The organism is Bradyrhizobium sp. LTSPM299 (genome assembly GCF_000938235.1).
GTDB lineage: Bacteria > Pseudomonadota > Alphaproteobacteria > Rhizobiales > Xanthobacteraceae > Bradyrhizobium.
The window spans coordinates 128415-153440 of record NZ_JYMU01000018.1 but is presented as its reverse complement, the minus strand read 5'-3'; the positions used below and the strand labels follow the sequence as shown (position 1 = coordinate 153440).

At 63.2% G+C, this 25026-nt stretch carries 23 protein-coding genes; 15 read left to right on the top strand and 8 right to left on the bottom strand.

Going from position 1 to position 25026, the window contains the following annotated elements; translation table 11 throughout:
- The coding region (locus tag UP10_RS12960) for a transposase (protein WP_502692180.1) at positions 1-243 on the bottom strand (243 nt) is incomplete at its 3' end.
- A gap of 241 nt (positions 244-484) precedes the next feature.
- Complete coding sequence (locus UP10_RS12955) at positions 485-1402, bottom strand: peptidylprolyl isomerase (protein WP_044587705.1); 918 nt, start codon at positions 1400-1402, stop codon at positions 485-487.
- A 345-nt stretch (positions 1403-1747) separates the two neighbouring features.
- Here UP10_RS12955 and secA point away from each other — a divergent pair, with 345 nt between their 5' ends.
- The 4 genes from secA (at position 1748) to UP10_RS12935 (ending at position 7242) form a co-directional block, all read left to right on the top strand.
- Positions 1748-4600 (top strand): preprotein translocase subunit SecA, encoded by a 2853-nt coding sequence (gene secA, locus UP10_RS12950; protein WP_044587704.1) that lies wholly within the window; start codon positions 1748-1750, stop codon positions 4598-4600.
- A gap of 420 nt (positions 4601-5020) precedes the next feature.
- Positions 5021-5470: a hypothetical protein gene (locus tag UP10_RS12945; RefSeq protein WP_156179834.1), complete on the top strand. Its 450-nt coding sequence runs from the start codon at positions 5021-5023 to the stop codon at positions 5468-5470.
- Positions 5467-5862, top strand: a complete 396-nt coding sequence (locus UP10_RS12940; protein ID WP_044587703.1) for a hypothetical protein — start codon at positions 5467-5469, stop codon at positions 5860-5862. The genes UP10_RS12945 and UP10_RS12940 overlap by 4 nt, the downstream gene beginning before the upstream one ends.
- 3 nt (positions 5863-5865) lie before the next feature.
- The gene (locus UP10_RS12935) at positions 5866-7242 is read left to right on the top strand and encodes a lysozyme inhibitor LprI family protein (RefSeq protein ID WP_156179832.1); all 1377 of its coding nucleotides are present in this window, start codon (positions 5866-5868) and stop codon (positions 7240-7242) included.
- 92 nt (positions 7243-7334) lie between these two features.
- Here the strand turns inward: UP10_RS12935 and UP10_RS12930 are convergent, their stop codons facing one another.
- Together UP10_RS12930 and UP10_RS12925 are read right to left on the bottom strand one after the other, a co-directional pair.
- On the bottom strand, positions 7335-7772 hold the full coding sequence (locus UP10_RS12930) for a VOC family protein (RefSeq protein ID WP_044587701.1): 438 nt from the start codon (positions 7770-7772) through the stop codon (positions 7335-7337).
- 250 nt (positions 7773-8022) lie between these two features.
- Positions 8023-8466, bottom strand: coding sequence for a MarR family winged helix-turn-helix transcriptional regulator (locus UP10_RS12925; RefSeq protein ID WP_044536328.1), 444 nt, complete (start codon positions 8464-8466; stop codon positions 8023-8025).
- A 177-nt stretch (positions 8467-8643) separates the two neighbouring features.
- On the opposite strand from UP10_RS12925, the gene UP10_RS12920 reads away from it, so the two are divergent.
- The 8 genes from UP10_RS12920 (at position 8644) to UP10_RS12885 (ending at position 17427) form a co-directional block, all read left to right on the top strand.
- A complete protein-coding gene (locus tag UP10_RS12920) occupies positions 8644-9825 on the top strand; it encodes a substrate-binding domain-containing protein (RefSeq protein ID WP_044587700.1) in 1182 nt (393 codons plus the stop codon).
- A 51-nt stretch (positions 9826-9876) separates the two neighbouring features.
- On the top strand, positions 9877-11061 hold the full coding sequence (locus UP10_RS12915; RefSeq protein WP_044587699.1) for a substrate-binding domain-containing protein: 1185 nt from the start codon (positions 9877-9879) through the stop codon (positions 11059-11061).
- A 205-nt stretch (positions 11062-11266) separates the two neighbouring features.
- Positions 11267-12781 (top strand): amidase, encoded by a 1515-nt coding sequence (locus UP10_RS12910; RefSeq protein WP_044587698.1) that lies wholly within the window; start codon positions 11267-11269, stop codon positions 12779-12781.
- 42 nt (positions 12782-12823) lie between these two features.
- A complete protein-coding gene (locus UP10_RS12905; RefSeq protein ID WP_044587697.1) occupies positions 12824-13681 on the top strand; it encodes a branched-chain amino acid ABC transporter permease in 858 nt (285 codons plus the stop codon).
- A 4-nt stretch (positions 13682-13685) separates the two neighbouring features.
- Positions 13686-14906, top strand: coding sequence for a substrate-binding protein (locus UP10_RS12900; RefSeq protein WP_044587696.1), 1221 nt, complete (start codon positions 13686-13688; stop codon positions 14904-14906).
- Between the two features lie 8 nt (positions 14907-14914).
- Positions 14915-16009: a branched-chain amino acid ABC transporter permease gene (locus UP10_RS12895; protein WP_044587729.1), complete on the top strand. Its 1095-nt coding sequence runs from the start codon at positions 14915-14917 to the stop codon at positions 16007-16009.
- A complete protein-coding gene (locus UP10_RS12890; protein ID WP_044536334.1) occupies positions 15996-16730 on the top strand; it encodes an ABC transporter ATP-binding protein in 735 nt (244 codons plus the stop codon). Before UP10_RS12895 ends, UP10_RS12890 begins: the two co-directional genes overlap by 14 nt.
- Positions 16723-17427, top strand: a complete 705-nt coding sequence (locus tag UP10_RS12885; protein ID WP_044587695.1) for a branched-chain amino acid ABC transporter ATP-binding protein — start codon at positions 16723-16725, stop codon at positions 17425-17427. The genes UP10_RS12890 and UP10_RS12885 overlap by 8 nt, the downstream gene beginning before the upstream one ends.
- Positions 17428-17610: 183 nt before the next feature.
- Here the strand turns inward: UP10_RS12885 and UP10_RS12880 are convergent, their stop codons facing one another.
- Positions 17611-17997, bottom strand: coding sequence for a nuclear transport factor 2 family protein (locus UP10_RS12880; protein ID WP_044587694.1), 387 nt, complete (start codon positions 17995-17997; stop codon positions 17611-17613).
- Between the two features lie 187 nt (positions 17998-18184).
- Between UP10_RS12880 and UP10_RS12875 the strand changes: the two genes are divergently transcribed.
- The gene (locus tag UP10_RS12875; RefSeq protein WP_050043643.1) at positions 18185-18904 is read left to right on the top strand and encodes a TetR/AcrR family transcriptional regulator; all 720 of its coding nucleotides are present in this window, start codon (positions 18185-18187) and stop codon (positions 18902-18904) included.
- Positions 18905-18928: 24 nt separating this feature from the next.
- On the opposite strand, the gene UP10_RS12870 is transcribed toward UP10_RS12875, so the two are convergent.
- Entirely contained in the window at positions 18929-20398 is a 1470-nt protein-coding gene (locus UP10_RS12870) for an NCS1 family nucleobase:cation symporter-1 (RefSeq protein WP_044587693.1), read from the bottom strand.
- 284 nt (positions 20399-20682) lie between these two features.
- Positions 20683-21531 carry a hypothetical protein gene (locus tag UP10_RS42545; RefSeq protein WP_063775374.1) on the bottom strand — a complete coding sequence of 283 codons (849 nt, stop codon included), beginning with the start codon at positions 21529-21531 and terminating at the stop codon, positions 20683-20685.
- A 172-nt stretch (positions 21532-21703) separates the two neighbouring features.
- Between UP10_RS42545 and UP10_RS12860 the strand changes: the two genes are divergently transcribed.
- Entirely contained in the window at positions 21704-21982 is a 279-nt protein-coding gene (locus UP10_RS12860; RefSeq protein ID WP_044536339.1) for a metal/formaldehyde-sensitive transcriptional repressor, read from the top strand.
- 4 nt (positions 21983-21986) lie between these two features.
- On the top strand, positions 21987-23081 hold the full coding sequence (locus tag UP10_RS12855) for a nickel/cobalt efflux transporter (protein WP_044587691.1): 1095 nt from the start codon (positions 21987-21989) through the stop codon (positions 23079-23081).
- Positions 23082-23498: 417 nt separating this feature from the next.
- On the opposite strand, the gene UP10_RS12850 is transcribed toward UP10_RS12855, so the two are convergent.
- A complete protein-coding gene (locus UP10_RS12850) occupies positions 23499-24950 on the bottom strand; it encodes a L,D-transpeptidase family protein (RefSeq protein ID WP_044587728.1) in 1452 nt (483 codons plus the stop codon).
- Positions 24951-25026 lie beyond the last annotated feature (76 nt).

Genomic DNA, 25026 nt, shown 5'->3' with positions numbered 1-25026 from the left:
CCGACGGCTCGCCCGCACCCGGTGCAAATAGCCGTAAATGTAAAGCTTCAGCAGGTCGCCCGGCGCATAGGGCGGCCGACCCAGTTCCTCGGCCGCAGCCTTCGAAAATCCCAACTCCGCAAGAGCCAGCGCATCTACAAACGCATCGATCACCCGAACCGGATCGTCGCGCCCCACCACCTCGTCCAGAACCTCAGGAAAAAGCGTCGTTTGATACCGCGACTGGCCCGTCACATGCGCCATCATAACCTCGAATCAAAGCCCGATCCCGACAACAATAGCCGATCAGGTTTTCACACAGCCTGGAAGGCCGGGACCCATAACCACCGTCATCAATTGTTCAAGAAAGCCGTCGCCACCGCGGCAAACAACAACTGCCGCGGCGTATGGGTCCCGGCCTTCGCCGGGACGACGATCATACACCCCAAAATGCAGATGGCCGGGACATGCCCGGCCATCGCAACTTCAATTCGGTTCGCGTCGCTTACTTCTTCGTCGGCGCCATCTTGTTGTCGGCAGGCTTCGGTGAGTCCTTGGCGGCATCCGCCGGGGCGGCCGGCGCGTCGGTGCGCTCGATCTTGGCGGCCTCGCGCAGCTTGGCGACATAGTCGGCCTGCGCCTTGCGGGTCACATAGGTCTCGATCTGGCCCTTCACCTGATCGAAGTCCGGCGCCTTGCGGTTGCGCTTTTCCTCGACCTTGATGATGTGCCAGCCGAACTGCGACTTCACCGGATCGGAAATCTTGCCTGGCTCCATTGCGAAAGCCACCGCGGAGAATTCCGGCACCATCTGCTCCTTGGTGAAGAAGCCGAGGTCGCCGCCGTCGGCAGCGCCGGGATCCTTGGACTTCTTCTTGGCGAGCTCGGCGAAATCGGCGCCCTTGTCGAGCTCGGCCTTGACCGCCTTGGCCTCGTCCTCGGTCTCGACCAGGATGTGGCGGGCGCGCACTTCCTGCTCGCCGGTGATCTGCTTGGCGGCGTCGTCATAGACCTTCTTCATGGCCTCGTCGGTGGTCGCAGCCTTGCCCTCGGTGGCGAGCAGGCTGTCCATCAGCAGGCGGCTGCGGGTGAAGGCGAGGCGCTTCTTGAAGTCCTCGTTGTTCTCGACCTTCTTGTCCTCGGCGGCCTTGGACACGATCTTCATGTCGATCAGGAAGGACAGTACGTTTTCCTTCTTGGTCGCGGGGTCCATTTGCGCGAGGCTCGGTCCCAGTTCTTCCTCGGCGAGCGCGACGTCGCTGGCGTGAATCTCGGAACCGTTCACCTTCGCGACCACCGGGTCGGAATCGGCAGCCCGGACCGGCAGGCCGGCGGCCAGGAGGGCGCCAAGGCAGCCCGCTACGGCCAGTGTGGCCAAGCCGAGGCGCAGGCCGGTTTTCGTTTCCGGAAGCGAGGTGGTCATGCAAAATCCTTGTCTCAAAGGGTGTAAGTGCGAGCGCGGCGGACACTCGCCCAATCGCGTAGCCTTGGCAACGCGAAAAGTCTGTCAAAATGATGAATTCCTTGACATCTTGCCGAAGTTGACAACCCCCCGACCCGGCCATATCTGATGCCCCATCGTGTCAATGGCGAGAGCGCTTATTTTGCTGCGTTTTTGGCCGTTGAACCTTGGATAGCCTGTTTCCCACTCAATTGGCGGATGAGCCCCCCGGTCGGGGCCCGAACCGCGGCGCGTCACGGTGAGTTGATGGGCGATCCGGTGGACTACATCAGGCTGTAACGCAAGACCGAAGAACAGGAATTTCGCATGATCGGCGCGCTCGCCCGCAAGTTTTTCGGCTCCTCCAATGACCGTCGGGTCAAGGGCTATCAGTCCCGCGTCAACGCCATCAACGCGCTGGAGGGCGAACTCGTCAAATTGTCCGACGAGGCGCTGAAGGCCCGTACCGACGAATTCAGGCAGCAGCTCGCCGACGGCAAGACGCTCGACGACCTCCTGGTTCCGGCCTTCGCGACGGTGCGCGAGGCGGCGAAGCGGACGCTCGGCCAGCGCCATTTCGACGTCCAGCTGATCGGCGGCATGGTGCTGCACGAGGGCGACATCGCCGAGATGAAGACCGGTGAAGGCAAGACGCTGGTCGCGACGCTCGCGGTCTACCTCAACGCGCTCGCAGGCAAGGGCGTCCACGTCGTCACCGTCAACGACTACCTCGCCCGCCGCGACTCCGGCTGGATGGGCCAGATCTATTCCTTCCTCGGCCTGACCACCGGCGTGATCGTGCACGGCCTCGACGATTCCGAGCGCAAGACGGCCTATGCCTGCGACATTACCTACGGCACCAACAACGAATACGGCTTCGATTATCTGCGCGACAACATGAAGTACCGTCTGGAGGACATGGTCCAGCGCGACCACTTCTACGCCATCGTCGACGAGGTGGACTCCATTCTGATCGATGAAGCACGCACGCCGCTGATCATCTCCGGTCCGCTCGACGACCGCTCGGACTTCTACAACACCATCGACACGTTCTTTCCGCAACTCGACAAGACCGACTACGACGTCGACGAGAAGCAGCGCACGGTGACGTTGACCGAAGCCGGCATGGAGAAGCTGGAGAATCTGCTGCGTGACGCCGGCCAGCTCAAGGGCGATTCTCTTTACGACGTCGAGAACGTCTCGGTCGTGCACCACGTCAATCAGGCACTGCGCGCGCATACGCTGTTCAACCGCGACAAGGACTACATCGTCCGCGACGACGAGGTCGTGATCATCGACGAGTTCACCGGCCGCATGATGCAGGGCCGCCGCTATTCGGAGGGCCTGCACCAGGCGCTGGAAGCCAAGGAGCACGTCCAGGTCCAGCCGGAGAACCAGACGCTCGCCTCGATCACCTTCCAGAACTATTTCCGGATGTACGGCAAGCTAGCCGGCATGACCGGCACGGCGCTGACCGAAGCCGACGAACTGTTCGACATCTACAAGCTTGAGGTCGTCGAAATCCCGACCAACGTTCAGGTGGCGCGCCTCGACGAGGACGATGAGGTCTACCGGACCCAGGGCGAAAAATACGCCGCGATCCTCGCCGAGATCGAGCGCGCCAACAAGCGGCTGCAGCCGGTGCTGGTCGGCACCGCGTCGATCGAAAAGTCGGAAGTGCTGGCCGAATATCTCAAGAAGCACGGCTACAAGCAGATCGACTTCGGCGCCGAGTCCGGCATGGACAAGCTTTACGCGGCGGCCCGCGCCGGCAAGCCGGCAAAGCTGTTCGCAGTGTTGAACGCGCGCTTCCACGAGCAGGAAGCCTACATCGTGGCGGAAGCCGGCGTGCCCGGCGCGATCACGATCGCGACCAACATGGCCGGCCGCGGTACCGACATCAAGCTCGGCGGCTCGCTCGAGATGCGGATCCAGCAGGAGACCGGCGACATCACCGACGAGGCCGAGAAGGCCGCGAAGATCGAGCAGATCAAGGCCGACATCGAGCGCTTCCGCGAACTCGTGCTGAAGGCGGAGGAAGTGGTCGAGATCGAGCCCGCCAAGGGCACCAGGCCGGCCAAGACCGTGACGAAGCCCGGCGGCCTCTACATCATGGGCTCCGAGCGCCACGAATCCCGCCGCATCGACAACCAGCTGCGCGGCCGTTCCGGCCGTCAGGGCGATCCCGGCCGCTCGAAATTCTTCCTGTCGCTGGAAGACGATCTGATGCGCATCTTCGGCTCCGACCGCCTCGACAGCATGCTGCAGCGGCTCGGCCTGCAGGAAGGCGAGGCCATCATCCATCCCTGGATCAACAAGGCGCTGGAGAAGGCGCAGCAGAAGGTCGAGGCGCGCAACTTCGACATCCGCAAGAACCTGCTCAAGTTCGACAACGTCCAGAACGACCAGCGCAAGGTGATCTTCGACCAGCGCGTCGAGCTGATGAAGAGCGACAGCGTGGCCGAAATGGTCGCGGACATGCGTCATGACTTCATCGACGACATCGTCGCCAAGCATGTGCCGGAACACGCCTATGCCGAGCAGTGGGACGTGGCGGGCCTCAAGGAAGAATTGAAGCGCGTGCTCGACGTCGATCTGCCGGTCGATGCGTGGGCCAAGGAAGAGGGCATTGCCGACGAGGAATTGCTGACGCGCATCGAGAAGCATGTCGACGAGCACATGGCGGCCAAGGTCGCGCAATGGGGCCCCGACGTGATGCGCTACGTCGAGAAGACCATCCTGCTGCAGACGCTGGATCATCTCTGGCGCGAGCATCTGGTGATGCTCGACCACCTGCGCCAGGTGATCGGTCTGCGCGGCTACGGCCAGCGCGATCCGTTGCAGGAATACAAGTCGGAGGCCTTCGGCCTCTATGAAGCGATGACCGCGCATCTGCGCGAGGCGGTGACGGCGCAACTGGTACGGGTCGAGATCGTGCCGCCGGAAGAGCAGCAGCCGGTGCTGCCGCCGATGGAAGCGCACAAGCTCGATCCGAACACCGGCGAGGACGAGATGGCGTTCGCGCAAGCCAATTTTGCGCAGGCCTCGCTGGTGCCGAAAACCCCGGCCTCCGACCGCGATCCGAACAACCCGGCAAGCTGGGGCAAGATCGGCCGCAACGAGGATTGCCCCTGCGGCTCAGGCAAGCGGTACAAGCACTGCCACGGGCGGTACGGTTAAGCGGCTGCGACAAGGTTTTAGGGTGGGCAAAGCCAACGGGTCGCGCGAACGCGCGCCCGATGACAGGCTCCGCGTGCCCGCCAGTTCTTGCTCCGCACGTGATGGTAGGCACGGCACCACGCGCCTTTGCCCACCCGCTCTGATTTATGCGACGGGTGGATTGGCCAGTAGAACGTAGGATGGGTGGAGCGTAGCGATACCCATCATTTCACCGCCGTCGCGATGGGTATCGCTTCGCTCCACCCATCCTACTGGTCTGGATTCATGAAACGGATCGGACGGGCGCAGGGCACCGTCTGACATCGATTGCAGCGCAGCGAGAGTTGAGGCGTCGTTGCTGCACACCGCAACGGGTTCCATCTTGCCTTGCCGGCGAGGAGGCGTAGGATCGCGGTTTTCAATCTAAGATAGTTGATTCAAATGAATAGGCCCGCAGCTTTAAGAGTGCTCGCGTCGGTTACGGCATTTGCTGTCCCCACGTCATCATCCGCGCAGCAGGTTCCGTCCGAACTGCCGTCAAATCCGGTTGCCGGGGCCGGCAATCTGCCGGACGTGCTGTTCAAGAAGACGCCGTATGAGCTGTGGCTGACCTGTCTGATCGTTGCCTTCGGTCTGATCGTGATCTGCCTGTACATCTATGCGGTCCGCAATATCCGCGACAAGCGACCGGAAGACGTGTCCCGTGCCATGATCGTCGTCACGGTCATCACCGCCTCCCTGCTGCTCATTACCGCAGGATACTCCAACGAGCAGATCGCGCCTGCCTTCGGTCTGTTCGGGACCATCATCGGTTACATGTTGGGTCGAATGAGTCAGCCCACCGGACCAAAGGAAACGCCACCAGCTGAGAAGGGTGATCCGAAACCATGATGCGAGCCGGCAAACTGGCGGTCGTGCTGTGCGCTTGCCTTGGCTGGTTCGGTTGTTCCTCGCGCGCGGATGAGCTTCGCAGCTCCAATCAGATCCCGAAAGCTGCGTTGGCAAACACGGTCATCCTGTTGAGCGTCGCGAAGGCTCCAATCAAACTGTCTTATCTCGACGGCGACTGGAAACAGATCGAGATATCACCCGGGCAGTTTGTGACGTTGCCGAACAACGGCGGCGCGGTGTCGGTTGCCTATCATGACGGTGCAGCGATTCAATCCACGAAGTTGGCGCCGGGGACCCAATACGTCTTCTATTGGGATGCGCAGCGGAGCCGGTGGTCGATCGATTCCTATGACGCAGTCATGCGGGAAGGTACCGGACTCCGCTCGAGGTAGACGATGCGAAACGCAGTCTTTGCCTTGGTCGCGATGGTGATCGCAGTCCCGACCTTGCCGCCAAAGGCCTGGACGGCCGACTTCACTGTCGATTTGAAGCGGACCGATTGCCAGTTGCGGATGGACGGTGAAATCGCTGCGGGGGACTTCGACAAGTTCAGGCAGAAGCTCCCCAAAAACTATCCGCCGATTGAAACGGGGCCGACTCTATGCCTGAATTCACCGGGCGGCGACTTCGTTGAAGGCTTGAAGATCGCCGATTTCGTCTCAGGCGGGATATCAACCTCGATCGCTGCAGGTGCTGCCTGCGAGTCGGCCTGTGGCTGGATCTTTCTTGCAGGTTTGAGTCGCAACAGGGCAGGGACCGAGTTGAGCCGCGCGATTGATGCGCACGCGACGCTGTCTTTCCATGCCCCCTATATCGACGTCGGTAACGCGGCGATCACTCCGGGCAACCCGGCCACATCAAATTCACTCAACCTGAAGGCAGAGATTCAGGCCTACAATCAGGCTGTCGGTGAAATCGGACGCAATCTTCTTGCCCTGGCGCAAAAATACGCGACGTTGGATGTATCACAACCGCTGGTCCCCGCGACGCTGCTGGCGGAAGCCCTGGTCAAGGTTGGAAACGACAAGCTGCTCGTCAATACGACCGGTGCGGCAATCCGTTGGTCGATCCGGGTGAACGGCTACAAGGGGCTCGTGCCGCGGACAAAGGCAGACGTGGTGCGGGCCTGCATCACGGCATCGGCGGCGGCCGATCAATTCTGGGACGACGACTTCCTGACGGCATCTGCATATGACGAGTATCTCGCGTATTACGATGCAGGCTCCAAGACGCTTGTCGCGGAAGTCGTCGTTTCCGGCATCAAGGGGATCGCATGCGAGCTGGAGTTCAAATTCGCCGACGGCTTCGCAAGTCTGACTGATGACATCACGGTGAAGGCAAATATCGAACTGGACGAAAGCGTCACCAAAACATGGATCAGGGATCATTACGGTCCAAAGATGATCTATCTGCCGGATTTCGGAGTCCTCAATCCAAAAACGCTGCTGAAGGATTTGCCCGGTGCGGCGGGCAAGCCTGTCGATCCCCGAAGCCTGGCCACCGTTCAGGGGCCTACCTGGTGTGCCACCCGAACGACAAAGGCAAAGGATGAGGAAGCTATCTGCGCCAGCAGCAAACTATCCGTCTATGATGTGCTTCTGTCCCGCTACTATGCCGAGGCAATTGCGAAGGGCGGCAACGCGGCCAAGTCGAAGCTGGAGTCGGAACAGCGGACATGGCTGGAATGGCGACGTGCGTGCGCCGACGACAGTGATTGTCTGGCGGCCACCTATCATTTGCGGATCAAGCAAATGAAAGATCGATTGCAATGATGCGAGGCGTCGGCCTCGATCATCCGTGGACGGCCGTCGAGGCTCGAAGCTGCGAGCGAATTCCGGGAAGGTCTCGGAATGTCGCGGGGATCTCAGCCCGCGTAAGCCTTGTCGAGATCGGCGATGACGATTTTCCGCATCTTCATCATGGCCTGCATGGCGCGATCGGCTTTCGCGCGATCGGGGGCGCCCAGATAGTGGGCGAGTGCCGTCGGCACGACCTGCCAGGACAGGCCGAATTTGTCCTTCAGCCATCCGCAATTGCCTTCCTCGCCGCCATCAGCGGTCAGCCTGGTCCAGAAGTAATCCACCTCCTCCTGGGTCTCGACGCTGATGAAGAAGGACACCGCTTCATTGAACTTGAATTTCGGGCCGCCATTGAGGGCGTTGAACCGCAGCCCCTCGAGCTCAAAGGTCGCCATGAAGTCGCTGACGGTCTCGATCTTGGCATTGGGAAATACCGATTTGTAGAAGGTGACGGCTTCGCGGACGTTGTTGTCGAGCCAGAGGAACGGCGTGATCGACGTCATGAATGGATGTCCTCGCTAACGGGGGTCGGATGAGCCGGAACCTTCGCGCCTGGTCGCGAAGGCTACGCCGCGGGCGGGAACCGAAGTCGGCCAGTCGACGATATCGTTGGCCATCAAGGGTTCCGTTGGCGCGGGCGCATCCAAAGGACGAACCGGCGGGCAGGGGCCCGACATCGGCACAGGTTTCTTTTTCGATAGTCCGGTGGGCTGTGCCTCGCCGGTCGGTTACGCCAGGCGGTGACCGGCCGCGTCAGTTCGCGGTGCCGATCAGGCTTTCCAGCAGGCGCTTGAGCTCGGTGGTCGACTTGTCGCCGTAGCTCTCGACGATGTGCTCTTCCTGGCTCACCGCCAGCGAGTTCAGTCGCCTCGAGAGCGCCTTGCCGCGATCGGAGACGAACATCAGCACCTTGCGGCGATCCTTGGGATCCTGGACGCGATAGACCAGCGCGTCCGACACCATGCGGTCGATCATCTTTGTGAGGGTCGGGTGGTTGAGCAGCACCGCATCGGCAAGCTCGCCCATCGAGTGTCCCTCGCCATCGGACAGCACCTTGAGGATGCGCCACTGCTCGACCGGGACGCCTTCCTTGCTCAGGCGCGTCTCCAACTGCCGGTTGATCTCCCGGTTCGCTTGCGCGAGCAGGTAGGCGAGATGTTCGGTGATCGGGGAATTTTCTTTCGGCGGTTTAGCCACGGCTGCGACCTGGATCCTGACCCGGTTGAGTGAATGTCCGGCAACTCATGCCATTTCTATATGCACTTCAATTGTTGAATATTCAATATTTTCACATAGAATATTCCCCCAACCAGGGGCGGATGCCGCGGCCGCCCCGCTGGTGGTGTTGCGTATTGCTCCCAGACAGGAGTTGGCGTGCTCTCGACGGTTACTTTCCAGGCACACGGCGGCTTGCCGGTCGCGCCGCCGCTGCTGTTCAGAAATCCGTCGTCCTGCGCGGACGATCTTGCATTGACCCTCAAGCCGGGCTCCTCGCGCCGTCGCGGCACCGACAGCAAGCTTCGAGTCGGCAATTTCATCACCTTCTCGGGCGCGCCCGGGATCTGGGGCCCGAGTTCGACCAACAGCGTGCTGCTCGCGGTTGCTGAGATCAACAAGCGGGGCGGCATCCTCGGCCGCGAGATCGAGCTGTCGATGTACGACGCCGGCGGCCCGATGGATGACGTGGTCGACCGCGCCGAGCGCGCCATCGCCCGCGACGAGATCGACCTCGTCATGGGCTCGCATATCAGCGCGGTCCGGGTCGCGCTGCGCAAGGTCACGAGTGGCCGTGTGCCCTATATCTACACACCGGTCTACGAGGGCGGCGAGCGCACCCCGGGCGTGATGGCGATCGGCGAGACGCCGCGCGCGGAGTCCAGGCCGATAATTCACTGGCTGGCCGACGTCAAGAAAGCGAAGCGCTGGTACCTGATCGGCAGCGACTATGTCTGGCCCTGGCAGTCGCACCGCGCGGTGAAGAAATACATCGCCGAGGCCGGTGGCCAGGTCGTCGGCGAGGAATTCGTTCCGCTCGGCGAGGACGATCACCAGGCGCATCTGGCGCGGATTCGCGCGGCCAAGCCCGACGTGGTGCTGATCACGCTGATCGGGACCGACAGCATCACCTTCAACCGCGCTTTCGCCGAGTCCGGGCTCGCCGCCACCACGCTGCGCTTCGCCGGCGCAATGGACGAGACGGTATTGCTCGGCATCGGCCCTGACAACACCGAGAACCTGTTCTGTTCCTCCGGCTATTTCAGTTGCGTCGGCTCGCGCGCCAATGACGACTTCCGGATCCGCTATCGCGCCATGTTCGGCCCGCATGCGCCGCCGATCGGCTCGGTCGGGCAGTCCAACTATGAGGGGCTGCGCTTCCTGGAGGCGGTGGCCAGCCGCGCGCGCTCGCTGTCGATGGGGCCGCTGCTCGCGGCGGCGCGCAATGTCATCTACAGCGGCGCCCGTGGCGCCGTCACGATTCGCAATGGCCGGGCTGAAATGCCAATCTATCTCGCCGAGGCCGATGGCCTCGACTTCAAGGTGATCAAGACGAACTAGCATGATGCCGCGGTCATCAGCCGAACGTGCTGGTGCCAGACAGGAGATGGTGTGCTCTCGACGGTCAACGTCCCGGTCCGCGGCGGTCCTGCATTGCCGCCGTCCATGCTGCTGAGAAACCTGTCGCCGCCGACCGGCCGACCGATGGCGCCGGACGATCGCGCCTCGTGGCAGCGGCGCGGCGCCAGCAGTCGGCTGCGGGTCGGGGCCTTCATCTGCTGCACCGGCTCGCCCGGGGTCTGGGGTCCGTGCGCCACCTCCAGCGCGCAGCTCGCGGTCGCCGAAATCAACAGGCGCGGCGGCATCCTCGGACGCGAGATCGAGCTGTCGGTCTATGACGCCGGCGGACCGATCGACGAGGTCGTCGATCGCGCCGAGCAGGCGATTGCGTTCGACGAGGTCGATCTCATCATGGGCATGCACACCAGCGCGGTCCGCGTCGCGCTGCGTGACCTCATCACCCGCAGCCGAATCCCCTACATCTACACGCCGGTCTATGAGGGCGGCGAGCGGACGCCGGGCGTCATCGCGATCGGCGAGACGCCGCGCTGGCAGAGCCGGCCGTCGATCCACTGGCTGGCCGAGGCGAAGCGTGCCTCGCGCTGGTACCTGATCGGCAGCGACTATGTCTGGCCATGGCAGTCGCATCGCGCCGTGAAGCGCTACATCAAGGAGACCGGCGGGCAGGTGGTCGGCGAGGAATTCGTGCCGCTTGGCGAAGACGATCACGAGCCGCATCTGGAGCGGATCCGCGCGGCGAAGCCCGACGTCGTGCTGATCTCGCTGATCGGCACCGACAGCATCACCTTCAACCGCGCCTTCGCCGACGCCGGTCTCGCCGCCACCACGCTGCGCTTTGCCGGCTGTGTCGACGAAACCGTGCTGCTCGGCGTCGGCGCCGACAAGACCGAGAACCTGTTCTGCGCCTCCGGCTATTTCCCCTCTGTCGGCTCGCACGCCGGCGACGATTTCAGGGATCGCTATCGCGCGATGTTCGGTGCCTTCGCGCCGCCGGTCGGGTCATGCGGCGAGTCCGCGTATGAAGGATTCTGCTTGCTCGAGGCCGCCGCCAACCGCGCCGGCACGCTGAACATGCGGCCGCTGCTCGCGGCTGCGGACAATCTCGTCTATCGCGGGGCGCGCGGACCGGTCACCGTTCGCGACGGCCACGCCAGGATGCCGATGTATCTCGCCGAGGCCGACGGGCTCGATTTCAGGGTGATCAAGCCGATCTGACGCGAGGTGCGGCAACAATTCGGACCCGATATCCGAAATAATGCTTGAAAAGGAAAATATTTCCGTTTTGAATAGTGTCACGAGGCAAGCGGTTCGCGTGCGTCAAGCGGACCGTGGCTTCGTGCCCAAGGATCGTCCCAAGGATTCGTAAGGATCGTCAAGGGACGACAGGGCGATCAGGGATCATAAGCTTCAGGAGAGCGCCGTGACAGTTGTCCTTCCCACGCCAACGCAACTTCGTGCCGTCGCCGAGCAGTGCGGCCTGAACCTGACCGATGAGGACGTGACCTCGTTCCGCGGCCTGATGCAGGGCTCGATCGAGGCCTATAATCTCGTCGGCGCGATGCCGGATGAGGTGCCCGTAGTGAAATATCCGCGCACGCCGGGCTACCGGCCCTCGCCGGAGGAGAACCCGCGCAACGCCTGGTACCGCAAGTCGACGGTGAAGGGGGCGGCGAGCGGCAAGCTCAAGGGCAAGACGGTGGCGCTGAAGGACAATATCATGCTGGCCGGCGTGCCCATGATGAACGGCTCGACGACCTTGGAAGGCTATATGCCGGATTTCGACGCCACCATCGTCACGCGCATGCTGGACGCCGGCGCCGAGATCGCCGGCAAGGTGCATTGCGAATCCTTCTGCATGTCCGGCGGCAGCCACACCGGCGCGGTTGGAGCCGTGCACAATCCGCACAAAATGGGCTATTCGGCCGGCGGCTCGTCGTCCGGTTCCGGCGTTGTCGTGGCGCTCGGCGAGGTCGATATGGCGATCGGCGGCGACCAGGGTGGCTCGATCCGCATGCCGTCCTCGTTCTGCGGCACCTACGGCATGAAGCCGACCTGGGGGCTGGTGCCTTACACCGGCATCATGCCGATCGAGATCTTCGTCGACCACACCGGGCCGATGACCGCGACAGTGGAAGACAATGCGCTGCTGCTCGAGGTGCTCGCCGGCGATGACGGCTACGACCCGCGCATCAAGGCGCCGAAGGTCGAGGACTACACCAAGGCGTTAGGGGCCGGCGTCAAGGGCATGAAGATCGGCATCCTCAAGGAAGGTTTTGAGCAGGCGGGCGCGGAGGCAGCGGTCAATGAAAGCGTCCGCGAGGCGGCCAAGCGTTTCAAGGACCTCGGCGCCTCGGTCGAGATCGTCTCGATTCCGATGCACATGGTGGGCCCGGCGATCTGGACGCCGATCGGCACCGAAGGCATGACCCAGACCATGATGTATGGCGACGGTTACGGCCTCAGCCGCTCCGACCTCTATTCGACGTCGCTGATGGATTTCCATCGCGGCTGGCGCCGCCAGGCGGATTCGCTGTCCGAAACCACAAAGCTGTTCCTGCTGCTCGGCACCTACATCAACAATAATTTCGGCCCGCGCTATTACGGCAAGGCGCTCAACGTCTCGCGCCGCCTGACCGCTGCCTATGACAAGGCCTTCAACGACTACGACCTGCTGCTGCTGCCGACCACGCCAATGAAGGCAACGAAGTTGCCCGAGCCCAATGCCAGCCGCGAGGATTATGTCGCCCGCGCGCTCGAGATGATCACCAACACCGCGCCGTTCGACATCACCCATCACCCCGCGATGTCGCTGCCCTGTGGCATGGTCGACGGGTTGCCTGTAGGCCTGATGCTGGTCGGCCGGATGTTCGAGGAATCGACCATCTACCGCGCGGCGCACGCCTTTGAGCAGGCCGGCGACTGGAAGAAGATGTGAGGCACTCCTTGTCGCAGGCGCTGATGGAGCGGATCGGACACCATGGCTAGCAGCTTCGCCGCGGCGTTCGAGATCGTGAGCTTTGGGGCGATCATCGTTTTGGTCGTGCTCGGGCTCGGCATCATCGCCAGCATGATGGGCATCTTCAACTTCGCGCAGGGCGAGTTCGTCCTGCTCGGGGCCTATGTCACCTATCTGGCGTACGCCCACGGCGTGCCGATCTGGGCCGGCATGGTCGCCGCGCCCTTCGTGGTCGGCGCGCTCGGCTTCGTGCTGGAGGCGCTGATCATCAGGCGTTTCTACGCCGCGCCGATCGTGGCGATGCTCGGCACTTATGCGCTCGGGCTGATCATCCGCGAGAGCGTGCGCACCTTGATCGGCGGCTTCTATCTCACGGTGCCGGAGCCGATCGGCGGCTCGATCGACATCGGCTCCATCCATCTCTCGGCCTGGCGCTTTACCATCATCGTGATCACGCTGCTGGTGATGGGCGCCTGCTATCTGCTGCTGTCGCGCACCAGCTTTGGGCTGCGCGTCCGCGCCACGCTGGAGAATCCGGCGCTGGCGCGGGCGTCGGGAATTTCCACACCGTTGATCTACGGCACCACCTTCGCGTTCGGCGCGGCGCTGGCGGGGCTTGCCGGCGCGCTGATCGTGCCGGTGTTCAGCCTGTTTGCCGATCTCGGCATCCGCTTCCTGATCCAGGGCTTTGTCGCCGTCATGGTCGGCGGGGTCGGATCCTTCATCGGGCCGGTCGCCGGCGCCGGCGTGATCGGCACGCTCAGTGCGGCGCTGCCATGGGTCATGTCGCCTGTCGTCGCCGACGTGCTCGTCTTCGTCCTCGCCATCGCCTTCATCAAATTCCGGCCGCAAGGCCTCATTGCTGGAAAAGGGGTTTAATCAGATGTCCACAGATCGCCTCAATCTCACCCGCCGCCGCTTCATGAGTAACTTTGCGTTTGCGACCGGCGCGCTCGCGACCGGCGTCGGAAGCTGGGTGATCCGGCCCGACTGGGCCAATGCCGCCGAGGGCCCGATCAAGGTCGGCATCGCAACCGATTTGACCGGCCCGATCGCCTATGCCGGCAACGCCGATGCCAACGTCGCCAAGATGGTGATCAAGGAGATCAACGCCGGCGGCGGCCTGCTCGGCCGGCCGCTCGAGCTCTATATCGAGGACACCGCGTCGAACGAATCGGTCGCGGTCGGCAACGTCCGCAAGCTGATCCAACGCGACAAGGTCGACATGGTGCTCGGCGGCATTACCTCGTCGATGCGCAACGCGATCAAGGATCCGATCGTGGCGCGCGGCAAGACGCTCTACATCTATCCGCAGCTCTACGAGGGCAAGGAATGCACGCCCTATCTGTTCTGCACCGGACCGACCCCGGCGCAGCAGTGCGACGAATTCATTCCCTGGCTGATCAAGAACGGCGGCAAGAAGTTCGCGCTGCCGAGCGCCAACTATGTCTGGCCGCACACGCTCAACGTCTATGCCCGCAAGGTGATCGAGGCCAATGGCGGCGAGGTGGTGTTCGAGGAATACTACCCGCTCGACCAGGTCGACTTCTCGTCGACGGTCAACCGCATCATCTCCAACAAGGTCGATGTCGTCTTCAACACCGTGATCCCGCCGGGCGTCGGCCCGTTCTTCAAGCAGCTCTATGAAGCGGGTTTCCTGAAGAACGGCGGACGGCTCGCCTGCGTCTACTATGACGAGAACACGCTGGCCATCAATCAGGCCAACGAGATCGAAGGGCTGGCGAGCTGCCTCGACTATTTCAAGGTGCTGACCAAGGACGATCCGGTCAGCGCCAAGATCCAGGCGGCCTATGACAAGGACTTCCCCGGCACCTTCCTGTTCGCCGCCGGCAGCGCCGCGACCGGAACCTATCGCGGCCTGAAGCTGTGGGAGGCCGCGGTCAAGGAGGCCGGCAAGGTCGACCGCGATTCGGTGGCCGCCGCCCTCGACCACGCGAAGATCGCCGAGGGTCCGGGCGGGCCCGCCGAAATGGTGCCGGGCCAGCGCCATTGCAAGATGAAGATGTATACTGCCGTCGCCAAGGGCGGGACCTACGAGGTCGTGGCACGCAGCAACGGCCTCGTCGATCCCAAGGAATGCTGAGCGGCACGATGGTTGCAGCAAAGCAGGCCGTCGCTGAGCTCAGCGAAGGACCGGATGTCGTGACGGGTGAAAGTGCACCGGCCGCCAAATTGCCGGCGGGACGAGCGACGGCAGGACGAAAGGTCCTGCCGATCGTGGAAGGGCTGGTGCTGCTGATCGCACTGGTGCTGCCGCTCGTCCTGCAGGATTACCTGACGGTGTTCGCCACCCGCGTGGTCATTCTCGCGTTGTTCGCACTGTCGTTCGATCTGGTGTGGGGCTATGCCGGCATCATGAGCTTCGGCCAGGCCTTGTTCTTCGGCTCGGCGGGCTACGGCGTGGCGCTCTTGGCGCGCGATCTCAATGTCACCTCGATCTTCCTGATCCTGCCTGCGGGTACACTGATCGGGTTGACGGCGGCACTTCTGCTCGGCGGCTTTCTCCTGCTCGGCCGGCATCCGTCGAGCGTGATCTTTGTCTCGCTCGGCACCCTGACCGGCTCGTACGCGGCCGACCGGCTGGCGCGCGGCTGGTACTATCTCGGCGGCCAGAACGGCATCCCGTCGATCCCGTCGCTCACGCTCGGCTCGACCGAAATCTCGGAAGGGCCGGTCTATTACTACATGGCGCTCGGCATCCTCGTCGTCGTCTATCTCCTGTGCCGCTTCCTGGTGCGTTCGCAATTCGGCCTCGGGCTAGCTGGCTTGCGCGAGAACGAGCAGCGCATCGCCTTCTTCGGCTACAAGGCGCAGCATCTGAAGGCGATCGTGTTCGCGGTCGGCGGCGCCATCGCCGGCCTTGCCGGCAGCCTCTATGCCTTCCACGAAGGCTTCGTCTGGCCCAACATGCTGGGCGTCGTGTTCTCGACCCAGGTCGTGCTCTACGTTTTGTTCGGTGGCTCCGGCACGCTGATCGGCGCAGTCATCGGTACCGTCATCGTCGAGGGCGTCAGCTTCTGGCTGTCGGACAATTACCGCGACGTCTGGCCGATCATCCTCGGCGTGCTGCTGCTGCTCGTGATCATGTTCCGCCCGCTCGGGCTGATCTCTCTCGTGCTCGGCGAGCGCGAACGGGTCGGCAGGTTCGGCAAAGCCCCGAAGGAGACGCACAATGCCGCTCCTTGAGGCCACAGGTATCAGCAAGATATTCGGCAAGCTCACCGCGCTGGATGGCGCTGGCCTCACCGTCGGCGAGAACGAGTTTCACGGCTTGATCGGTCCGAACGGCTCGGGCAAGAGCACGCTGATGAAATGCGTCGCCGGCGCCGAGGTGCCGACCACGGGCAAGGTCTCCTTCGTCAACACCGACATCACCGCGTACACGCCGACCGAACGCGCCCGCGCCGGCATGAGCCTGAAGTTCCAGATCACGTCGGTGCTGCCGACGCTGACGCTCTACGACAACATCCTGCTGGCGCTGCAGGCGCAGTCATCGCTCTTGGACCTGGTGTTCTCGCGCACCCGCCGCGCGCTGCACGACCAGGTGATGACGATGCTGACCCAGTTTCGCCTTGCCGATCGCGCCCATGACGCTGCCGCGAATCTCTCGCACGGCCAGCAGCAATGGCTGGAGATCGCGATGGCGCTGGCCGGCAAGCCGCGGCTGCTGCTGCTCGACGAGCCGACCGGCGGCATGAGCCTCGAGGAGCGCCGCGTCACCGGCGAATTGCTGCAGCCGATCAAGCAGCATTGCTCGCTCGTCATCGTCGAACACGATCTGGATTTCATTCGCGACATCTGCGACCGCCTCACCGTGCTCGACCAGGGCAAGGTGCTGGCGTGCGGGACGGTCGCGGAGATCCAGGCCAACAAGAGCGTCCAGGAGATTTATCTGCGCCGTGCCTGACCAGTCATTCCTCGATATCAGGCACCTCGATGCCGGCTATGGCCGCAGCCAGGTGCTGTTCGACGTCAATATGGGCATTCCCTGGCGTGGCGGCGTCGCCGTGCTCGGCCGCAACGGCGCCGGCAAGACCACGCTGATGAAGACCATCGTCGGCGAGCTCGCAAGCTCGAAGGGCGAATTGTTCTTCGACGGCCGCGACATCACGCGGCGCCGCACCGAGGAGCGCGTGCGCTCCGGCATCGGCTACGTGCCGCAGGAGCATTCGGTGTTCGCCCGCCTCTCGGTGCGCGACAATCTCGCGGTCGGCTCGCTGTCCAATCCGGATGCGGCCCGCGCGGTCGATCGCGTGCTGGCGATCTTCCCGAAACTCGGCCAGCGCCTCGACCAGCCGGCCGGCACGCTGTCAGGCGGTGAGCGCAAGATGCTGGCGGTCGGCCGCGCCCTGCTCGGCAATCCGAAACTCTTGTTGCTGGACGAGCCGACCGAGGGCGTCTGGATCGGCGTCATCGAGGAGATCACCGAGCGGCTGATCGAACTCGCCAAGGAGATCGCGGTCGTGATCGTCGAGCAGCATCTCGACCTCGCGCTGCGCGTCGCGGATTACGCCTATGTGCTGGACCGCGGCCGTGTCGCGTTGCAGGGCGCGGCGGGCGAAGTACGAAGCGATCCGGAGCTGCTGCGGTATTTGGCGCCGTAGCGGGGGAATCTTTCGTCATTCCCCGGTGCGCAATTGCGCACCTGAGGGCATGCGAAGCATGAGCCCAGAATCCATCGGGCCGCGAGGCCGGCGGATGAATGGATGCTCAGATGCGCAATTGCGCATCATAGCTCGCGCTACGCGCGCCCCGGAATGACAAGTGGAGGGGGCGGAGCCACCCTATCACGCCCGATCAATGCGCTCGACCAGATGCGCACGCGATGGACCAGGCTCAAACCGATCCGCGAAATATTGCGTTTCGTGGGCCACAAGTCCGTCGCGGAATTCCATGATGCTCACGGTGTAGGACGGGATGCCGTCATAGGTCAGCACGAACTCCGTGACCCAGAGATCGCCGCTGCCGATCATCCGCCGGATCGTAAAACGCTTCTTGTTTGGCTGGACGGTTCGGCTTTCCTCGATGTTGCGCCGGCCGCGGATTCGCTCACCCGATTGCGGATACTCGAGCACAGCATCCTCGTGGTAGATTTGATGCTCGACCTCGAAATCGCTCGCGTCCGACGCATCCCAATGGCGCTGCAGCGCCGCTCGCACGGTTTGATCGTCCATTTCAATCCCCCTTCGCGCGTCCGGCTCGGCTTCAAGAATACGCCTGTGGAAAGTCCGCGACAATGCACCGAGGGCGGGCCGCGTCATCACGTTCAGGGTGAAAGCCAGATACTATGTTGCGCGGCGGGCCATCGTCTGGCACGCATCAGGGGGTCGCTAGTCCACGAATCGGAAAGCCGTGCCGACGATGTCTCCGGACAAACCTCTGTTCAAGATTCGCAAGCCGTCCCGCCGGGATCACAAGCCGCCTCCCGGTCCCGACATGGGCGAGCGCATCCTTGATGCCGCCGAGTTCGTGTTCGGTCACTTTGGGCTGCGTGGCGCAACCACCGCGCTGATCGCCAAGAAGGCGGGCATCGCCAAGCCGCACATCTATTACTATTTCGAGGACAAGGACGACCTCTACCGGGCCATCCTGGAGCGGGCCATGAACAAATGGGCCCGAGACATCGACAAGCTCGATGCGCATTCCGACCTCGTGACGATCCTGACCGAATACATCGACCGCAAGGTCGATTTCTCGCGTGATTATCCTTATCTATCGCGGATTTATGCCACCGAGATCATCAGCGGTGCGCCCTATATCGGAGAATTCATCTCGAAGATATCGACACCGCTGCTGTTGCAGAAGGTCAAGGAGGTCGACGCCTGGGCTGCGCGGGGTCTGGTCGCGCCGATCAGCGCGACCGACCTGTTCTTCTGCATCTGGGCGATGACGCAGGCTTACGCCGACTTCTCCAGCCAGATGTGCATCATGAAGAAGAAGCGCGTGCTTGATGAGGCCGACTACGCTGCCGCGAAAGCCACCATCGTGCAATTGGTGCTTGGCGGGCTCGGCCTCGCGGTTGCAGGACCGCGCAAGGCTACGGGCCGCCCGCGCTCGCGCGCAGGACGGCCCGCTGCATAGATTGGACGCGCGTATCCCGCGGTCTTACTCCGCGGGCACCGACGCGACTTGCGACGTCTGCGTCATCAAGGCGACGTGCAGCAGTCCGCCAAGCGCCGCTCCGATCAGCCAGCCCCAGTCGCCGACATTGGGGATGACCTTGTAGGCCCCGAGCAGCGACAGTCCGATCGAGATCGTCCCCGAGATCGCCAGCGCGATCAACGCCCGCCGGTTCCAGCCGTTCTCGAAGTAGAGCGAGCCGGATGGTGACATGGTGTAGAGGTCCTCGACCACGACATGCTGCTTCTTCACGAAGTAGTAATCGCCCACCATGATGCCGAACATCGGCCCGAGGATCGCGCCGAAGATGCTGACGAAGATCGTGATCGCCTGCGGGCTCGACACGAACAGCCAGGGACAGACCATGACCGACAGGATCGAGGTGATCAGGCCTCCGAGCCGGAAGTTGATCTTCTCCGGGTTCAGATTCGAGATGTCATAGGCCGGCGACACGAAATTGGCGACGATATTGATGCCCATTGTCGCGACGATGAAGGTGATCGAACCCAGCGCTACGATCCAGGGATTGCCGATCTTCTCGACGATCGCGACCGGATCCATGATGGCTTCGCCGAAGACCTTGACGGTGCCCGCCGTCACGATGACCGTGATGATGGCGAAGACGATGAAGTTGAGCGGCAGCCCGAGCAGGTTGCCGACCTTCATGGCTCGCTCGTCGCGGCCAAAGCGGGAGAAGTCGCCGAAGTTGAGCAGCAGGGCGGCGAAGTAGGCCACGATCAGCATCGCGGCGTTGGCCATGTGGCCAAGCGACGAGCCTTCGGCCGGCGGGCTGAGCTGGAGGTCGAGGCTGGAGAAGCCGGTTTGCGATAGGATCCAGATCGCCAGCGCGAACATCACGACGTAGACGACCGGACCGCAGAAATCGATGAACTTGCGGATCGTCTCCATGCCGTTGAGGAAGATCAGCAGCTGGAATATCCACATGAAGCCGAAGCTGAACCAGCCGAGCGTCGACAGGCCGAGGATGCTGTTGTGGGTCAGCGTTTCAGCTTGGGGAAACCAGGTCAGGACCAGAACCTGGACCGCCTTGGACGCAAAATAGGTTTGCACGCCGTACCAGACGATTCCGACGACACCGCGCAGAATGGCGGCGAGATTGGCGCCCATCACGCCAAACGACATGCGCGCGACGACCGGAAACGGCGTGCCGTATTTCAGTGACGGGCGGCCGATCAGGTTCATGAGGAAGTAGACCGCGGTGATGCCCACCACCATCGAGAGCAGCACCTGCCATCCGGTCAGGCCGAGGAAGAACAGGCTGGCTGCAAAAGTGTAGCCGCCGACCGAATGCACGTCCGACATCCACATCGCAAAGATGCTGAAGACGCCCCAGGTCTTGCCCTCCGGGGCGGTCGGCGCGAGGTCATGGTTGTAAAGTCTCGGATGGGCACCCGTGATGGCGATGACGGGCGGTGTCGCATGTGGTCCGGCCATTTGGCTTCTCCCTGGGGTTTCCGGGTGCGATGCAAGCGATATGCCATTTCTTGAACGATCGGTAAAAACTCTTTTTCCGATCGTTCAGGACGCGCCGCGAGGCCTCCGGCGCGACGGATGCCGGGTCCTTGATCGATCAAGGCTGGTCGGACGCTCGGTCCTGTGCCCAACCTCCGACCGCGCCTGCCGCCAATCTGGGCAGCCGTCCTTGCGAACAGTTCGGAACATTCGTGTCGCTCGGCCGACCCTCGATCGTATCGAGGTTGCGGATACCCGCCCTGTCCCTACCAGGCGATCTGGCTGTGCGCGGGCCGATCGCTCAATAGCGGCTTGCCGAACAGCGCCGGCATCAGGTCATCCAGGAACAGCAGCAACTGCGCCCGGAAGCCCGGGCCGGTCCCGCCGGCGCGGTTGAGCGGGATGATCGCCTCGGCGGCTACCTGCCAGGTCACGGCCACATAGGCAAAGCCGGGGTTCGCAGTCGCCGCGGTGTTCTGCCCGCGAGGGCTGTCGAACCTGAACTCGACGAGCGGAACAAACTGATTCAGCGGTTCATCCTTCGGTGGTCCACCATCGAACCGCTTCGTCAAATAGAGGCTGCTGTACTGCATCGAGAAGCCCCAATGCAGCGTCTCGACGGCAGGCGACAGAACGGTGTCGAACCGGCCGGTCGTGGCATTGGGTGCCAGGGCCATGCCTCCCGAGCCGATCGGAACTTCATCGATGACCGAGCCTGTGATGGCAAATGGACGGAGCCACGACACTGAGTCCGGAAGATCGCCAAAGCCCCTGCCGAAGAAGATACCCGGCTGGATCGTGTCCGGCGCATCGGCGCCGGAGTGACCGACGCCCCAGGCGAGAGCGACCGACACCAGCGCTTCGTGGCGGCTGTCACGGAAGGCCTCGTATTTGAGGCCGATATTGGTCTTGTCGAAGCCCGACGTGCGGCCGGTCGGCCAGTTCTGGTGGACCCATGAGCTGTCGATCGTGAAAGCCAGCGTCGGCGTCAGCAGCCGGGCAAAGGCTCCGTTGATGCGGTTCTCGGCAACGTTGCTGCCCTGTGCGAGGTAACCGAGATAGTTGAAGTTGGGCAGGATCAGTTCGTCGGCGACGGCAGGGTCGTCGAAGGTCATCGTGCCGGCGAAATAGCGGTTGCCGGCGATGCCGTGCGCCTGCGCGGACTGCGTCCCAGCAACGGCACGATCAGCAGCGCCCCTCTGCGGAGGGATATCGGCTTCATCGAAAGGGTCCCGCCCGGCAACTTGCTACTTGATCAAGATAGGGTACCCCCCTATATTACTGATCATGTCGCACACCATCAAGCACAAATCCAAGCTCGTCGGGCGAGTTAGGCGCATCAAGGGGCAGATCGAGGCGGTCGAGCGCGCGCTCGAGTCCGAACTTGGCTGCGCCGATGTGCTGATGCTGGTCGCATCGGTGCGCGGCGCCGTGAACGGGCTGACCGCCGAGCTGCTCGAGGACCACATCCGTCATCACGTCGTCGATCCCGCGCATGAGAAGGATCCGGAGAAGGCGCAAGGCGCCGCCGATCTGATCGACGTTGTCCGCACCTACCTGAAGTGAAACCGTGACCGGACTCTCCCAACTGTTGCAGCAGGGCTCAGCCCATGCGTGGCTCTTCGTGCCGAGCGCCATTCTGCTTGGCGCGTTGCATGGCATGGAGCCGGGCCACTCCAAGACGATGATGGCAGCGTTCATCATCGCGGTGCGCGGCACCGTGCTGCAGGCGGCGCTGCTCGGCCTCTCGGCCGCGATCTCGCACACGGCGATCGTGTGGGCGGTGGCGCTCGGCGGCTTGTACTTCGGACGGCAATGGAGCGGCGAACAGAGCGAGGCCTGGTTCCAGATCGCCTCTGCCGTGGTGATCATCGGCATCGCGGTCTGGATGGCATGGCGGACCTGGCGCGAGCAGAACGCCCAAGATCTTGACCAAGACCATGACCATCATCATCATCATCATCACCATGATGAGGCGATCCAATTCGCAACCGGTGACGGCGTGCTCACGCTCGAGATATTCGAGGACGGTGTGCCGCCGCGCTGGCGTGTTCGCGCCGAACGCGGTCCGCTGCCGGCGCCGGACGCGATCATGCTGGACACGCTACGGCCGGACGGCGCGCGACAATCCTTCGGCTTCGTCAGTCGCGATGGCTTCCTTGAAAGCGTCGACGAGATTCCGGAGCCCCACACCTTCAAGGCGAGGCTGTCGCTGCGTGGACGTGCCGAAGCGTTCGAGACGAGTTTCGAGGAACACGACCACGACCATTCTCACATGAATCTCGGCGAGGAGGACGACGCCCATGCCCGCGCCCATGCCGCCGACATTCGCAAGCGCTTTGCGGGCCGCACCGTCACGACCTGGCAGATCGTGCTGTTCGGACTGAGCGGCGGCCTGATCCCGTGCCCGGCGGCGATCACCGTCCTCTTGCTCTGCATCCAGCTCAAGCAGTTCAGCCTCGGCTTCACGCTGGTGCTGTGCTTCGGAATTGGCCTCGCGATCACCATGGTCTCGGCCGGCGTGCTGGCCGCCTTGAGCCTGCGCCACATCGAGCGCCGCTGGTCCGGCTTCAGCCAGTTCGCACGCCAGGCGCCCTACGCCTCGGCAGCGCTGATCGTACTCGTCGGGCTCTACACGGGATGGCTGGGTTTCAGCGCGATTTAGCGCGGAACGAAATCGGAGCGAATAGCAGCTCGCGAAGCAGGCGGCCCGGGCACAAACGCCATATGCGATAGTCCGGGGCGAGGGCGCTTGCGCGATTTCGGAATAATGGAATAATACTGCTGAGTTGCCCGACATGTCAAGTGGTCGTGTCGAGCGCCGGCACCGGCCGGCTACTTTGCATGGGGTTGTTTTCGATATTTTGGCAGTACGCCCCTGCGCGGGTGACGACAGCAACGGCTGTTTGATAGGTGAATCGGGATCAATCCCCCGTCGTCCCGGCGCAGGCCGGGACCCTTACGCCGCGGCCCGCGGAAAGGGCACAAGCGGCGTCGGCTTCTTTCACAACTGGATTCGGTGGCTATGGGTCCCGGCCCCCGTGCGCAATTGCGCACTAGGCCGGGACGACCGGAGCTGCGTTTACTTCATCGCCGAGAAGCGGGTGTCGAACGAGTTCGACTGCACCACCGGCGATGAGCCGGCGAGCTGCGTGCCGGTCCCGGCAGCAGGCGCCGCCGGAGCGGACGCGGCGGTATCGGTGACCGAGGGCTTGAGTGCGGGCTTGGCGGCCTGCTTGGTCGCGGGCTTCGGTGCGACGCGCAGCACCGATTGGGGTTTTGCCTCGGCGAGTTTCGGCTTCGCCGGTGTGGGGGCAGCGGACGCCGGGGTCGCATCGGCGGTGCCGCCGATACCAACCTTGCGGGCGAAGCTGGAGAAGAATCCTTCGGACTGGCCGGCCGGCGCCGCCGTCGCAACGCGGGTCGGTGCCGCTGACGCCGTCGTCGCCACCACCGGTTCTTCCGGCTGCGCTTCGAGCTTCGGCCGCGGCGGGTTGACCGTTCCGGGGATCGTGCCGGGGGCTCGCGCCAGCGACATCGATTGCAGGCTCTGGCTGTCGCCGCCCTCGGACAGACCGGTGTTGCCTTCCGGGATCTTCGAGGCGAACACTGCGTTCATGCCGCCGTCGATGCCGGTGTTGAGGCGCGCCACCGGCGTGCCCTTGGCGATCAGCTTGGCGGTCTCGGCGGCGTCCTGCTGCTCCTTCTCGCGCACGGCGCTCGCGATCTCGTCGGGGATCACATAGGCCGGGCACTTCGCGGACGCGTTAAACACCGGGTCGCGGGTCGCGTTCGGGTCCTTGACCGCGTCGAAGACGTATTTCTTTTCGCAGAAGTCGACCTTCGGCTCCTGCTTCGTCACCTCGAAATGATCGTAGCCTTCCTTGATCATCTTCCAGAAAGGCATATTCGGGTTGTTGCGGTGCCTGGCCATGTTGACCGGCGTCATCCGGAACGGATAGGCCTGAAACTGAAACGCCCGCTGGCCGCCGAAAAAGGATTCGCGCCCGAGCGAGTAGATTTCTGCGATCTGCTCGTCGGTCATCGCGTAACAGCCGCGCGACGAACAGTCGCCATGCACCATCAGCTCCGAACCGGTGCGGCCGAGCGCCTTGTCGAAGGCGTTGGGATAGCCGGTGTTGAACGAGAGGTAATAGGCCGACTGCGGATTCATCTGGCTGGGGTTGATCGAGTAGAACCCCTCGGGCGCCTGGCGGTCGCCTTCGCGCACCTTGGGGCCGAGATCGCCCGACCAGCGGCAGATCGGATAGGTCTTCAGGAGCGCCATGCGGCCGGAGCGGTCCTGCTTCCAGACCTCGAGCTCGGCCTCCTGCTTGAACAGCCGCACCAGGATCGGCGACTGCATGTCCATGTCCTTCTCGAGCATGGCGGCGACAAGCTTCGGCGGCACCGGCTGGTTGGCCTTGGCGTTGGTGGCGAGCGAGACCTGGTCGGTGTCACAGCCGGCCAGCAGCACGCTCACCGCGAGAGCGGCGAAGGTGACAAGCGCGCGAACGAGCGTGCGATGAATCAAGTCGAAGCTCCACACCCACCGGGCAATCTTCGCGACCCCAACACGGCGAATATGCCCTGAAGCCATTGTCTAAAAT

Coding starts and splice junctions, on each gene's coding strand:
- UP10_RS12955 (WP_044587705.1), bottom strand. CDS start 1,402: ATGACCACCTCGCTTCCGGAAACGAAAACCGGCCTGCGCCTCGGCTTG.
- secA (WP_044587704.1), top strand. CDS start 1,748: ATGATCGGCGCGCTCGCCCGCAAGTTTTTCGGCTCCTCCAATGACCGT.
- UP10_RS12945 (WP_156179834.1), top strand. CDS start 5,021: ATGAATAGGCCCGCAGCTTTAAGAGTGCTCGCGTCGGTTACGGCATTT.
- UP10_RS12940 (WP_044587703.1), top strand. CDS start 5,467: ATGATGCGAGCCGGCAAACTGGCGGTCGTGCTGTGCGCTTGCCTTGGC.
- UP10_RS12935 (WP_156179832.1), top strand. CDS start 5,866: ATGCGAAACGCAGTCTTTGCCTTGGTCGCGATGGTGATCGCAGTCCCG.
- UP10_RS12930 (WP_044587701.1), bottom strand. CDS start 7,772: ATGACGTCGATCACGCCGTTCCTCTGGCTCGACAACAACGTCCGCGAA.
- UP10_RS12905 (WP_044587697.1), top strand. CDS start 12,824: ATGGCTAGCAGCTTCGCCGCGGCGTTCGAGATCGTGAGCTTTGGGGCG.
- UP10_RS12900 (WP_044587696.1), top strand. CDS start 13,686: ATGTCCACAGATCGCCTCAATCTCACCCGCCGCCGCTTCATGAGTAAC.
- UP10_RS12895 (WP_044587729.1), top strand. CDS start 14,915: ATGGTTGCAGCAAAGCAGGCCGTCGCTGAGCTCAGCGAAGGACCGGAT.
- UP10_RS12890 (WP_044536334.1), top strand. CDS start 15,996: ATGCCGCTCCTTGAGGCCACAGGTATCAGCAAGATATTCGGCAAGCTC.
- UP10_RS12880 (WP_044587694.1), bottom strand. CDS start 17,997: ATGGACGATCAAACCGTGCGAGCGGCGCTGCAGCGCCATTGGGATGCG.
- UP10_RS12875 (WP_050043643.1), top strand. CDS start 18,185: ATGTCTCCGGACAAACCTCTGTTCAAGATTCGCAAGCCGTCCCGCCGG.
- UP10_RS12870 (WP_044587693.1), bottom strand. CDS start 20,398: ATGGCCGGACCACATGCGACACCGCCCGTCATCGCCATCACGGGTGCC.
- UP10_RS42545 (WP_063775374.1), bottom strand. CDS start 21,531: ATGACCTTCGACGACCCTGCCGTCGCCGACGAACTGATCCTGCCCAAC.
- UP10_RS12860 (WP_044536339.1), top strand. CDS start 21,704: ATGTCGCACACCATCAAGCACAAATCCAAGCTCGTCGGGCGAGTTAGG.